At 59.5% G+C, this 12,874-nt stretch carries 9 protein-coding genes; 1 reads left to right on the forward strand and 8 read right to left on the reverse strand.

What is annotated here, in order from left to right:
* Positions 1 to 3: 3 nt before the first annotated feature.
* From SULPSESMR1_RS23070 to SULPSESMR1_RS23105, 8 genes are all read right to left on the reverse strand, one after another.
* A complete protein-coding gene (locus SULPSESMR1_RS23070) occupies positions 4 to 858 on the reverse strand; it encodes an FAD binding domain-containing protein (protein WP_089423408.1) in 855 nt (284 codons plus the stop codon).
* Positions 859 to 993: 135 nt separating this feature from the next.
* Positions 994 to 2,115, reverse strand: a complete 1,122-nt coding sequence (locus SULPSESMR1_RS23075) for an MHYT domain-containing protein (RefSeq protein WP_089423409.1) — start codon at positions 2,113 to 2,115, stop codon at positions 994 to 996.
* 449 nt (positions 2,116 to 2,564) lie between these two features.
* Complete coding sequence (locus SULPSESMR1_RS23080; RefSeq protein WP_089423410.1) at positions 2,565 to 4,565, reverse strand: type IV secretory system conjugative DNA transfer family protein; 2,001 nt, start codon at positions 4,563 to 4,565, stop codon at positions 2,565 to 2,567.
* A gap of 8 nt (positions 4,566 to 4,573) precedes the next feature.
* On the reverse strand, positions 4,574 to 6,907 hold the full coding sequence (locus SULPSESMR1_RS23085) for a relaxase/mobilization nuclease domain-containing protein (RefSeq protein WP_089423411.1): 2,334 nt from the start codon (positions 6,905 to 6,907) through the stop codon (positions 4,574 to 4,576).
* Entirely contained in the window at positions 6,894 to 7,487 is a 594-nt protein-coding gene (locus tag SULPSESMR1_RS23090) for a transposase (RefSeq protein ID WP_089423412.1), read from the reverse strand. Before SULPSESMR1_RS23090 ends, SULPSESMR1_RS23085 begins: the two co-directional genes overlap by 14 nt.
* A 572-nt stretch (positions 7,488 to 8,059) precedes the next feature.
* Positions 8,060 to 8,266 carry a hypothetical protein gene (locus SULPSESMR1_RS23095; protein WP_089423413.1) on the reverse strand — a complete coding sequence of 69 codons (207 nt, stop codon included), beginning with the start codon at positions 8,264 to 8,266 and terminating at the stop codon, positions 8,060 to 8,062.
* A 360-nt stretch (positions 8,267 to 8,626) separates the two neighbouring features.
* A complete protein-coding gene (locus SULPSESMR1_RS25905) occupies positions 8,627 to 9,703 on the reverse strand; it encodes an SH3 domain-containing protein (RefSeq protein ID WP_089423414.1) in 1,077 nt (358 codons plus the stop codon).
* 234 nt (positions 9,704 to 9,937) lie between these two features.
* Positions 9,938 to 10,867, reverse strand: coding sequence for a DUF2493 domain-containing protein (locus SULPSESMR1_RS23105; protein WP_089423415.1), 930 nt, complete (start codon positions 10,865 to 10,867; stop codon positions 9,938 to 9,940).
* A 931-nt stretch (positions 10,868 to 11,798) separates the two neighbouring features.
* Here SULPSESMR1_RS23105 and SULPSESMR1_RS23110 point away from each other — a divergent pair.
* The gene (locus tag SULPSESMR1_RS23110) at positions 11,799 to 12,758 is read left to right on the forward strand and encodes a GAF domain-containing protein (RefSeq protein WP_089423416.1); all 960 of its coding nucleotides are present in this window, start codon (positions 11,799 to 11,801) and stop codon (positions 12,756 to 12,758) included.
* Positions 12,759 to 12,874 lie beyond the last annotated feature (116 nt).

Consider the following 12,874-nt stretch of genomic DNA (forward strand, 5'->3'; position numbering starts at 1 on the left):
CCTCTACGCCCGTGACCAAGCGCGCGCGATGGCGCGGCCAAGGACGATGCCAGCAGCGTGGCGTTTGAATGCAACGGGGCCGCGGTTGTCTTCTGTTGGATCGATGTCGACCAGCATGGCGGTCACGGCAGCTTTCACGGCCGCTTCATCGCACGCTGTGCCAACGAGTGCCGCGCCTGCGCCTTTTGACCAGACCGGCGTATCGCTGAGGTTGGTCATCGCGATTGAGGCCGCAGCAACTTTGCCACCCTCTTTGGAGATTTGCGCGGCAGCAGCAGCCGTCGCATAATCGCCAATCTTGCGCTTTTGCTTTTCATAGGCGAAGCCACCGACGGGGACTGCAAAGCTCACAGCTGTCAGGACCTCTTCGTCTTCGCGTTCGGTCATATACGCGGCTTCGTAGAAATCGCGCGCATCGACCACTCGGTCCCCGTCAGGGCCAACGAGGTGAAACTGTGCGTTCAGGCATTGCATCAGGCCAGGCATGTCGTTGCCAGGATCCCCGTTTGCGACGTTGCCACCCACTGTGCCCATGTAACGGACCTGTGGGTCTGCAATTTGCAGGGCCGCCTCTTTCATGATGGGGGCGGCCTTTTCCATCTCTGCAGAATTGATGATCTCGTGCTGTGTAACCATCGCGCCGATCTTGATGGTGCCGCCTGTAATTGCGATCCCGTTCAGCCCCTGAATTGCTTGCAAATCGATCAGATGCGGCACCTCGGCCATCCGCAGCTTCATCATCGGGATCAGGCTGTGCCCACCCGCGATCACCCGCGCATCATCTCCATGTTCTTGAAGCAGGGCGATTACGCCTGCCATGTCTGTCGGCCTGTAGTACTCGAACGCCGCTGGTATCATTGCTTCGCCTCCCGTTTCCGCAATTAAGTTCAGAAGGACAGACTGTACGCAGCGGTATGCAGGCGCTTGCGTTTATCAACGAAGTGATCGCGATTTTGCACGAAATGCGCCTCAGACTGCACGAACTGCGACAGTCTAAAGACCCAATGCGTCGTGGACGAGCTTTAGATTCGAGCGGCTTACCGGAACAGAGGGCAGCTTGGCGTCGCCAAAGCGGCACACACCGTTGTCTTTCAGCCGCTCGAAATGCTCGACCAGCTTTGGGTTCACCAAATAGCTCCGGTGGGTTTTGATAAACCCAACCCTATCCAGCCGCTTAAACGCCTCGGTGATTGGCCAAGCGCAGAAGTGCTGTTCTTTCAGGGTGTAGACGTTGGTGTAATGGCCTTCGGCGCGCACAAACGCGACCTGAGCGGGATCAATCAATTGCGTAACCCCATTGCGTTCGCAAGGAATGCGTAAAGCTATTTGTACAGGTGCTGACATAGTGGGTACCTTGGAGGGACTCGCCGAAACCACAGAAGGTTCCGCCGCTTGGGGCGTGACCGGGTCAAGGAACGTCACTCCCATCCAGAGGAATGCGCCAAAGATGACAAAGCTTGATAAGATAACGCCCATCGCGAGCGTTTCGTTACTCATGACTGGGCCGAATTCATTCAAAGTCGGAACAGCGACAAAATTGGTCCCAGCCATGGCAGCAAAATGAACAGCGCTGACAGCGGCCCCAAAGCACAACGTTCCAAGTAAAATGCTGCGATTGGTTCGTTGGCCATAAGCAATCCAAAACGCGGCAATACAAAGCACGACTGCAGACACGACGGCCACAAGGATACCCGAAGGTGTATAGACCGCGCGGCACAATTGCAGACCGGCCATGCCCACATAATGCATCGCCAGAATTCCAAATCCAACCAACGCGCCTGCCGCAGACAAGGTGAAAGGTGTCCGTTCGCGAAAGTGCAGTAACAGCAAAGCCGTCCCCACAATAAGGATAGCCAGCAATGCGGACGCGAGCGTTATCGCGGCATCATAGTAAAATAGGATGGGCATCTGAATGCCAAGCATTGCCACGAAATGCATCGACCAGATACCACCGCCCAAAGCGACAGCTGACATTGCTATTGACGCTTTGCGGCGCAAAACGCTTTGCTTGGAAAGATCCTTGGACAACGTCAAACCCGTGAAGCCCGCGATAAAGGCAACTACGATCGATGCGATGACAAGTGCAGCGTTATGGCTAAAGTCTAGGAATTCCATGTCGCTTGCATGCACCAAATTTTGTACAAATCAAACCCATAAGATTGGCTGTCAACTCAATCTTACGCCATCAACCAAGTGTGCCAGATGCCGCCTACAGGCATTTTACCCGTCTATCTGAGTGCGCTTGTGACCGGACAAGACACACCGAACAGGCGGCATGACGTTCTAGAATACTAGAGGCCCTTTGTGACTTCTTTTTTGAACTAAGTGCCAAAAATTGTCTGTGTAAGCGTGCTGGTTTGTTCCAATGCGCCTCTTGCCGTTAATGCCGGACCGAAGTCTCATAAATCTTACCGAACTTGGTTTTGGCTGCGCCATTTTTCGAGAAGCGGACATTGGAGCAGCTGCAGCGAATTCACCCTTCGTCCCGCTGAGCCGCCGTTCGTCTAGGGCGCGGCGAATGTCAGCTTCCCGTCCTCCCCGACAAACAGGCGATGTCCGCCACCCTATCGCGCAACCAGCCTTTCACCATCCTCCTCTCGCAGCATCGCTTCCATTTCGTCCAAGCCATCGACTGCAGAGCGCATCTGCGCCTCATCAGCTACGCTCGCAGCTTCAGAATCCACGACGCCGCTGCCAAAATCCATCTCCATCTGGCGCTGTTCCTCGGCGATGACGGCTTGAACGACAGGCGCGGTCTTCTTTGGAGCGGCGTCGGCTTGGCCTGACGGTTGACCATCGCCAGCCTGGCTCGCCCTCTCCACATCGGCTTCTGTTCCCCCTGGCCCATCCGACGGCGGCGTCATCGGCATGGCGCGCACACTCAGCGGCAGCGTGCCTTGCGATCCCCCTCCCCCCGGCTCTGGAAACGGCAATTCACCCGTCTGCGCCGCGTGGATCGCTTTGAACAGCCGGTCGTCAAAATACTGAATCCGCTTTGCACGGACCGGCATCTGCGCATCGATCACCATGACGATCTCGTCGAGCGGCAGGCGGCGCGCCTCGTCTTCAGGGAGCAAGGAGCTTTCTTCGGTCCGGGTCGACTGGCTGCGCCCTTCAAAGGGGTTCTTGCCGATGGACTGGGATCGCGTGATGACGGTCTTCGTGGTCTTGCCAACCGCCTTGCTCAGCTCTTCGACGGTTTTTTCATCCGAAGGCGTGAGATAGAGTTTCACGCCCGCGTTGCCCTGCAGGGCGCGGCGGGTGTTCTCGCCGTAGATTTCATCGAGGGCGGGGATGGTTTGGGTGACCACGGCCAAATGGCCGCGATAGGTACGCAGGGTCTCGATGCTCTCGACCACGATGGGCATCTTGCCGAGGCGATTGAACTCGTCGAGCATGATCATCACTGGCCAGGGTTCATCCGGCCCGGGATCCTTTTCCTGCATGGCCGAGAGCAGGTCGGAGAAAAACAGCCGGATCAGCGGCGCGAGCGGCTTCACCATCAGCGGCTGGACCACGAGATACACCGAAAAGGGTTTCTTGCGGATCGTGCGGAAATCAAAGTCCGACACGGACGTCGCCTCATCGATGGCCGGGTTCTGCCATTGGTCGAGCCCCGAGGTCATCAGGAGCGAAACATAAGAGGTCAGCGTGTCATTGTTGGTGGACGCCAGCCGGGTGAAGATAAGCTTGGCGGCCCTGTTGTCGACCTCGTGGCCGCGCGCGAAGTATTCCTTCTGCTTGTTCCCGCCCGAGGCCGCGATGCGATAGATCTCGCCCAAGGTGGGGCGCTTGCGCTGGAAGGCCAGCAGGCCTGCCGCCACGAAGAGATCGATCCCGCCCTTGAGGAGGCCCTGCACCCGGTCGTTGTCGCTCTGCAGGAAGAGCGTCGCGAGAAGCTGCAATTCCATCTGCTGGCGCGCGGGATCTTTCAGTTGATAGAGGCGCAAGAGCGGGTTGTAGCGATGCGTGCGCTTGCCCTCCCAATCGGTGGGGGCAAAACGATAGACCTTGTCACCTTGGGCGGCGCGGTGCCGGGCCGTGGCCTCGAAACACTCGCCCTTCACATCGAGCGTCACGGCGGAGCCTTGCCAGGTCAGCAGGTTCGGAATGACGAAGCCCGTGGTCTTGCCGCGGCCCGTGGGCGCCACGATCAGCGCATGGGGGAAAACCTTGGAGCAGATGTAATTGGCGCGGGAGCCCGGCGGCCCCAGCTTGCCGAGGATGAACCCGGTCCCGGGCGCCCCGAAGAAGCCATTGGCCTTCATCTCGCGCGGGGTCTGCCAATGGGTCTGGCCAAACCGTGTCAGGGCGGACCCCGAGAGGGCGAGGCTTAGCATCAGGCCGGCGGCGGCGAAGCTGCCGATGATCAGGTGAATAAGTTGCGCGTCCTCCGGGCGGCGATCGAGGATCGCCAGATAGTTCTGCGCGATATAGGCAAAATCGATCTCGGCCCCGAAGCCGAGATCCTGGTAGGTCAGCACCGCCGAGGCGATGGTATAGCCCATGGCCCCGGTCACCAGCGTCACCAGCAAGACGCCGGTTGCGATCCGCGCTTTTCCCATGGAGGCGCTCAATGGACCTGACCCCGCTCGGTCTCGCCATCCACGTCTGTCGCGCGGTGTTTTTCATATTCGGTGTCGGCAAGATCATCGACCACCTGGCGCAAGGCCTCCGTGTTGGCCGTCGGTGCATCCGATTGCAGGTAAACCTTGGCGACATAGAGCCGGTCGAGACGGTCCTCGAGAACCTTTTCCAGCGCATCGGCATCGCCGGATGTGAGCCGCTCAAGTTGACGGTTATCAAGCACCCGCGCGATCTCGTCGCGGAAGGCGTCCCGCTCCGCCTCGGTCTCGAAGGGCGCGGACAATTCCCCGGCCCGCTCATGGTCCACGACACGCGCAATCTCGTCTGCAAGGCGGTCGGCACGGTCAGACCGCATCGGCGTTCCATCGCGGGTTGCGAGGATGTCGTCGCGCGTGCCAACCCCAAGCCCGTCGCGCATCTCGGTTTCGCGGCGGACCTGATTGATGGCCTCCGTGTCCCGGATCTCGACGACAGCCGCATAGGTCGCGCCGAGCCCGCGGGCGAGGTGGGACGGCATGTCCGGATAGCGCTCCCTGAATTCATCCGTGACAGCATCTGCAACGGGCGTGCGGACGTCGCGTCCCTCCATGATCCGGTCGACCTCGCGGGTGATCTCGCTGGCGCGGGCCGCATCGGTGATGGTCTCCCTGTAAGGCTCAGACCGGTCAATCACATCGCCAGGGCGTGCGAGCAGATCCGGGTGTGCCTCGAGATACGCGCGCTGCTCCGTCTCGATCCGGCGCTCCGCCCGTGAGACCACTTCCCAATCCCGGTCCTCCACCTGCTGCGCGGTCAGGCCGTCGGCGCGCATCTCCTGACGGATTGTTCCTTCCATCGCCCGCACCGCGCCCTCATGATAATGGAACCGCTCGCTGACCGCTTCCGCTTCCATGACACCATCCCGGCGCAGCACGTTCTCCCGTTCCAGCAGCGTGCCAAGCGCGACATGCACATCGTTGAGAACGTCGCGCGCCTGTTCCAGATCAGCGCGGCGTTCAAGGTTCAGATCCCGCGCCTCGGCCACCTTGGCGAGATCATTGGCAATCCATTGATGCTCGAGCGCTGCATTTGAGGCGCCCGTCTCGATCCGGGCCACCACTTCCGATGTGCTGATCCCGGTGCCCCGTAGTGCCGCGTCAATGCGCGATCTCAGGTCGGGCTCGGCCAGTCGCTCGCGCTGGCTGGCGTCAATATTGGCTTCGGAATAGATCCCGCCCTCCGAGGGGGTCTCTGAAAGCGTGGATGATCGCAAACCGAGAGGCTGCATGTGCTGGACCTGCGTCTGGATCTCGATGAGACGTTTTTCCAGCACGGGACGTTCCGTGTCGGACTTCTCGGCGATCATGCCCTGCACCCGCGCCAGCTTCTCCGCATAGAGGCTTCTGAGATCCTCGAAACTCTGATCCTCGGCCATATACACATCTCCTGTTCGGTCCACCTGCCCGCCGCGCGCCAGCACCTCGCCCGCGCGGAAGAGTGCCGCGGCAATATCCTCGCGGGCCTCCCGGGAGGCCTCCGCGGCAAGCGAATGGTAGACGGTTCTGGTGTTGGCGATCTCCGCCAGCGTCCGGGTCAGGTCCTGCCCCACGCGTTCGCGCTCGCGGGGCGCGCGACCCTCTTCTTTCGCGGCGTAGACCTCGCGGGTAGGGGCTGGGTAATGCACAACCCCGCGATCCACCCGGCGCGTGGCTTCCAGCCGCACGCCATACTTCTCGGCCTCCTCGACCATGGCGAGGCGAAAATCATCATAGTTGAAGCGGTGATTGCGGCCGAGGAAGAAGAACTCGCCTTCTTGCGAGCGGCGGTTCAGCACCAGATGCGCATGGGGGTGATCGCGGTCCTCATGCACCGCGATGATGTAGTCGAAATGCCCCGCGTCGGTCTGGAAGAACCGCTCGGCCACATCCGTCGCGATGTCGCGCACATCCTCCCCGCGCGTGCCGATGGGGAACGACATGAGCATATGGGTCGTCTGGCCCAGCTTGGGCTTGAAGCCCGCATCCCACCGCTTGGCAAAGCGCTCGGTGAGGTCCTTGATGTCGCCCGCCTCGAGCTTCGCCTTGCCATCCAGGAACCCGCTACTGTCCACGATATGGGTGGACTTGGTCGTGAGGTAATCGAGCTGGTTTGCGAGCTGCGATTTGGTATGCGTTCCCCCGCCCCGGATCGCCTTGAAGACTGCTGGCCGATGCCCTGCTGCCGCGCGCACAAGCTGGGTCTGCTTGGCCACGTGCAGCCCCTGCATTGAGCCCCGGACGCGGCTCCAGCCATCCCGAAAGACCTCGCCCGTGACGGCATGGACGGCATCATTCAGCTGCATGCGCAAACTCCCTCAGCGCGGCCGTGGCCTGCAGCTGCATTGCGTCCCGACGGCGGCGCAGAAGCAGATCGATCTCGTCAGCGGAGTCCAGGATGAACCGCGCCAGCCCGCGCATCTGCGCAAGGCGCAATTCGGTGAACTCGGCACTCGTGCCGCCCCCTGCCCCCTGCCCCCGCCGGTTGGCCTGCGTCATCTGCTTGGCGATCTGCGCGACCCCATTGCCGACCTCGTGCAGCGAGGCGCGATAGCGCGCCATCTCAGCCGCCATCTGCGCGTCCGGGACAAACACGCCACCCGCCGCCTGAATGAGCCGCCGCAACCCCTCGGCCCGGCTCTCGATCCCCGCCTTCGCCAACACCTCGTCGAGCGCCGCCAGCTCCGCAGCCGTGACCTTCACACTGACCGCCGAGACCGGGATCGCGGCATCGGCCTGGCGCTCGGCATCAGCTTTCAGGACGTAGCGCACGGCCCGCGATGTGACCTCGAAACGCTCAGCCAGCTCGGACGTCGACACACCCTCCGCGGCCTCGCGGACGATCTGCATCTTCTCGATCTCTGTCAGGCGTTTTGTTCGGGACATGCGGAAGAAAGACCCCCTATTTCCTGCCACCTTCATACAAGGCTGCACCTACCATACGAAACTATACTAATCTGTCAATAATATACTTACGGTGATTAAGGGCGCAGGCAGCCTTGTATTCCGTTTAACGCCGAGCACCGCAGGTGCGAGGCCGCGCCCGAGAGGGCGCCAACCAACACCAGCCACAGGCTCTAACATGGGCCGCTCTCAACAGTGTCCGCGCCTGATGTCTGTCTGAACATGTAATGTTCGGACGGAAACGAAGGGGCGGGACAAACCCCCAGCGACGGGGCTGACAGACAGGGTCAAGGGAGGCCAGAATTGGCGTGCCAATTCTCTGCCGCAAAAACCTGAAGGCATCGCCGATCGGTTTTTGGGGATGGCCCCCTTGAGGCTGGCTGGCGGCTCTGTCACCGCGCAGGGTCAAATACAACAGGAACCATCAGGACTGCATTGCAGTCCTGTCACCCGGAACCGTGACCGCGGCCTATGGCAGAGGTCTCAACGGACCGCACAGCGATCTCTGGAACAGAGATAGGGCCGCCTAACGGCGACCCATCCTCGGGGAGGATTTACTCTTGGGGTTCCTTTGAGCTTGGTGGGAACATCACCAGCTCTTGGACGCCGACGGGGAAGTCGAGCTTGAGGCTGAAGAACTCCGAGCCATCCCCGTTGCGGGTGTTGCGAAACATGGCGCCGACGCGTTGGAAGCGGGTGCGCTCCTGGCCTTCGCCATCGGTGTATTTGACGGGAACTGTTGCGACGTAGTGGTTGGTCATTTTAGTCTCTCCTTTTTGCGATGAGGATCAAAAAGCACGGGGCATCAGGACCGGTCGCAAGCGCAAATGCGGAGGGTCCGCGCCACAGGCGTGGAAGCCGTATTTGTGCTTGCCGGAGCGCAGCGTAGGGAACGGCCGGTCCGACCCCATGCGATCCACATCAATGAGCAAAAAGAAGAGACCAAAATGTTTGCCCCCACATCGCAGTCGCCACGGTTCTCGTTGATCTCGATGGAGGTGAAAGTCGGGTGCGCTCTGATGCAACGTGTTGAGGTTTGGTCTGTCGCGCGCATCGAAAGGCAGGGCGGTTGTTCAGCCTCGGGCGAAGATCAATTTCTCGGTGTTGAGATGGTTGTGATGTTATCCGCACCAAGCTTGAGGACGCGGAGGACAGCTGGTCCGGCCGCACCGGTATGGCACGGCCAGTCCTTCCCCAACTAGAGTGCGTCCAACATCCTGACCGTCTACGAACAGCGATCCACATAGGCGTCCAAAGTTACAACGGTCAGTACCTTCGGTTCCGGGCCTGCACGAACATGCCACGCGTTCAAATTCTATCGATACCGCATTCCGCACCAGTTGGCTCAAACGCGCCGTTGCGCGTTCCCCGACCTGACGCTCTGCAGCGCAGGAAGGCCGCCACGTCTCAGGAGCATTGAATCCGACAAGGCGTACGTTCGCCGGCAGCCCGCGAATATCGACGGTATCACCGTCGATGATCCGCACATCGCTTGAACGGAGGGTCCGATCCTGTGCTGTAGGTTGCGCCACGGCCGGCCCATTGAGAGACAAGAAGCTGGAGGACATCCAGCCGGTTCCCAAGTCAGACCTAATTTGCGCCCATTGTCCTTGGTCACGAAGCAGTTGAACCTGTGTGCCTTCAACCAGAACGCCCATGACCCGATCAGACGTGGACGGCCCGTCCCGTTGATTGACCCGTGTCCCCGTCACATAGACGTAAGTTCCGCTCGTCGTTTGCGGTGCGGACGTCGCTAGTGGGCTGTAGGATGTGGATCGCGATGATGTTGTATCGGACAAAGATCCAATCAGCGCGAAGAACGCCACCGCAATAACGAGCGGCACCATGATTTGTCGCTGAGCCCTACGGACCGCCCGCCGCGGTGCAGTGATTGCACGGGTTACAGACATCGGTCGGGTTTTTGGTTGGTAAGATTTGGTGCTGCGCTTCGGAGCCGGACGCGGAGGGCGTTCGTTGGCCTGAGATGAGGTCCGCGATGATGGCTCACGTTCCAACTTCAGGGCTTTATGCAGGCTGGCATATTGGGCCTTACTCAGACGTGTTTCGGTTCCGTACTGCTGAAACCGCGCGGCCATGTTCGTGAGAAACGACACCTCCCAATCGTTCGCCTGCCCAGACTGCAAACGCGCATCAATGCGCGATTGAATCTCTTTGGTGCGGTCTGGAGAAAAGGGCATCGACTGAAAAACCTGCGCGCATGATATGCTGTCCAACAAAAGTCATTTGTGGCGCGGACACAATAGACAGGGATTACATTGAGATAAGGTCAAGCTAATCGCAAAACGGGAAAATCGCACATCCACCGTCATGACCTAAATGAACCCTTGCTGCAGACCATCAACGTGAATCTGAACTTGGACCCATGCTTTTGAGAACGAAGGAAGGGCCACCCGAAGGTGACCCTCTCTGACTTATGCTTCTGCCTTCTCCTTCGCTGGATCCGCGACTCGCATCACCGTCAGACCCTTCGCTTCGGCTTTCTGGCCGAGGTTCAGTGCGACCCCGTTGCCTCCAAAGAGGACAACTCCCGTAGCGGCGAACTTATCGTCCAGCATCTCATCGTTGCACTTGAAGGGTGCCGCGCGTCCGTGTGCGGACCAGCGCGGATCAAAGCGCGCTTGATTGATACCCCGCGCACGTGCCCACCGGGCCGCGATCATTTCCGCCCCATGCTTGCCGCCTTTGTGGCAGAGGAAGATATCTTGATTGCGGTTTTGCTTAATGCGGTCGCGCACCTTATCGAGTGTCTGGAAGATGACATCGATATCTGTCCAATCGGTTGCACCAGAGACGATCAGCGGCACACCTTCGACTTTCGACTTGGCGGCAGTTTCCCGATCATGCTGCTCCAGAAGCTGCTTGGCCTCGAAGACGGCTCCCGTCTCTTGCGCCCGAACGCTGGCGCGCGATCCCGCTGCCGGGATGAAGGCATTTCCTGTCTCTACCTCGTAGCACTCTGCAGCGGCCTCCCCCATCGTCTCGATGGCATCCACGATCTCGCGCAATTGCACGAAGCGCGCTTGCGCCTCTTCCAGTGCGGTCTCTGCGATCTCTGATCCATCGTGGCATTTTGCCAATGCGCCGATCTTATCGGCTGTGCGGTCGACTTCCTTACCGAGGGCAACCTTGCGGCGCTGCAGGATTGTCGCCAACCCGTGCGCGAGAGGTTCGATCTCTCCTTCAAGTCCGGTATTCCGCAATTGCCCGAGCAGGGTCTCGAAGGCTTCGCGGATGATGCTGTCTTTCAGGATATCGTCCTGCGGGATTGGCAGGTGTGCATCTTTCTCCGTCAGGCCGAAGAGTTCGATTGTCTCGTATGTTGTCGCTTGATCGTAGGCCATGGGTTCATCTCCAATGTTTGAGTTTGATGACCACCACGTGAGTGTGGGGGCATGGCCGATTTCTGGTTCACCGAATCTGTTCGGGTCAGGGACGGCGTAGCCGCCAGCTTGCTGGGCGCAAAAGTTTTCCAAGCGCCGCTGCTCACAACAAGCGCACCCTCACGCGCGCGACTGACCCCCCCACACAGCCAACTCTCGCCGAAAAGTTTTGCGATCCTTGAGGCGGGCTGATTTGGGGGCCATCCGGAGGATATGCTTCCATACTCATGTGTGTGTGTTTTGACGCAAGGTTTGCCCGACGCGAGCAGGCAAGCGGTGGGAGTGGGACACGCAGGCGGGTGCAGCGGCGGGATCGTTTTGCCTCGGCAAAACAGACCAGAGCGAAGACCGCAGGCGTGGCCGAGACCCGCCGTGCTCGCGAGACGGGCAAACCGGGACCCACAGTGCGACATCGCGGTAAGGCCGCATGGCCGCATGCGCGACGGACCGCAGGGCCGTTCTCACCTGTGACACGCGAAGCCGAGCAGGTGAGGCCGTTAGGTATTGCGTCAGGGGTTCAGTTGATTGGCGAGCACGTCGGAGCGGACTTTGAAATTCTATCGCTAAAGGTCAACAGCGCGGACGAAGCTGACTTTAACTCCGCGAAGATCAATGGCCGCATTTAATGGGGGCATATTTAGAGAAAGCACCTCGGGTGGGAACTGGGCCTCCGAGTCGAAAGTCACTTTCCCTTTTGGTCCATTTAAAGTCCCCACTTCGGGGAACCATTTCAATCGGCAGGACTTCATCCCAACGACAGAACAGCCCAAGAATTTGAAAAAGGAGGGCGTCAAAATTTCTTGGCGCAATGAGCCCCACTGGCAGTGAAGGTTAGGACAGTAGTCGACAAACCGAGACCAGCGCGTCTTAATGATGCTGTAGGGAGAGCAAAATGACACCAAAGGCATCGCATGCTGATATTGTGATGGAGGCAACGCAGTCGACATCGGCTGCGGCAAAGTCGCGGGTTGCTGCGAGTTGGCACCGTTCTGTCATTAAGCATGGACTGGACCCTGATGAGCATCGGGCACCTGACCGAATAGAGCAAAAAAGTCTGCAATTCAGGATGGAGACGCTCGAAAAATTCATGACCGTCGCGAGCCCGCGTTTGGACGCGCTTTTCTCTCTGGTCGGGCAATCGGGTTGCGCGGTTTTCCTGACCGATACAGATGGCATCATCCTAGATCAACGTCTCTCTGATGCTGACGCTATGGCATTTGAAGGTTGGGGCCTCACAACCGGTGCCGACTGGAGTGAAGAGAAAGAAGGCACGAACGGCATTGGGACCTGTCTGACCGAGCAACGTCATGTAATCATTCATCAAGACGAGCATTTCTATACGCGCAACACAGGCATGAGTTGCATCGACGCGCCGATCTACGGCAGCAACGGTCAACTTGTGGCGGCGCTTGATTTATCATCCGCGCGTGCAGATCAAACGGAGGCCTTCAATCGCCTGATCGCGGCCCAAGTGGCCCAAACCGCACGCGCGATTGAAGCCGCGAATTTCAGGGCCGCCTTTTCATCCGCGCGGATCATTGTGGCCGAGAGCGACGACGCTGAGGCCTCAACGCTACTTGCCATTGACGAAAGTGATTTGGTGATAGGGGCCACCCGCGAGGCCCGCCGTGTCTTTGGGCTGCAACGGACGGGTGATTTAGTCGCGCGCCCTGCAACAGACATACTGGGACGTGAAGATGGCCCTACAGGATTTGAGAAGGCCGAAAAGGCCGCTGTGATTCGTGCGTTGGCACGGGCCGGAAACAACGTATCGCAGGCCGCGCGCCAGCTTGGGATCGGTCGTGCGACGCTTTATCGGCGGATGAAGCGGCTTGGACTTGAAGATAGTTAGGGGAAACTGTCTCATTGGTGAGACACCTTTAATCCCGCGACACCTTCCTGCCACAAGACGTGGCGCACGACGCAAGTCACACTCTTTGTAATCCGGGAGGAGAAGCCGGATAACAA

It is taken from the genome of Pseudosulfitobacter pseudonitzschiae (assembly GCF_002222635.1).
GTDB lineage: Bacteria > Pseudomonadota > Alphaproteobacteria > Rhodobacterales > Rhodobacteraceae > Pseudosulfitobacter > Pseudosulfitobacter pseudonitzschiae_A.

Excerpts from the sequence above, each read along its gene's own strand:
- SULPSESMR1_RS23070 (WP_089423408.1), bottom strand. The coding sequence starts at position 858 with ATGATACCAGCGGCGTTCGAGTACTACAGGCCGACAGACATGGCAGGC.
- SULPSESMR1_RS23075 (WP_089423409.1), bottom strand. The coding sequence starts at position 2,115 with ATGGAATTCCTAGACTTTAGCCATAACGCTGCACTTGTCATCGCATCG.
- SULPSESMR1_RS23080 (WP_089423410.1), bottom strand. The coding sequence starts at position 4,565 with ATGGGAAAAGCGCGGATCGCAACCGGCGTCTTGCTGGTGACGCTGGTG.
- SULPSESMR1_RS23085 (WP_089423411.1), bottom strand. The coding sequence starts at position 6,907 with ATGCAGCTGAATGATGCCGTCCATGCCGTCACGGGCGAGGTCTTTCGG.
- SULPSESMR1_RS23090 (WP_089423412.1), bottom strand. The coding sequence starts at position 7,487 with ATGTCCCGAACAAAACGCCTGACAGAGATCGAGAAGATGCAGATCGTC.
- SULPSESMR1_RS23095 (WP_089423413.1), bottom strand. The coding sequence starts at position 8,266 with ATGACCAACCACTACGTCGCAACAGTTCCCGTCAAATACACCGATGGC.
- SULPSESMR1_RS25905 (WP_089423414.1), bottom strand. The coding sequence starts at position 9,703 with ATGCCCTTTTCTCCAGACCGCACCAAAGAGATTCAATCGCGCATTGAT.
- SULPSESMR1_RS23105 (WP_089423415.1), bottom strand. The coding sequence starts at position 10,867 with ATGGCCTACGATCAAGCGACAACATACGAGACAATCGAACTCTTCGGC.
- SULPSESMR1_RS23110 (WP_089423416.1), top strand. The coding sequence starts at position 11,799 with ATGACACCAAAGGCATCGCATGCTGATATTGTGATGGAGGCAACGCAG.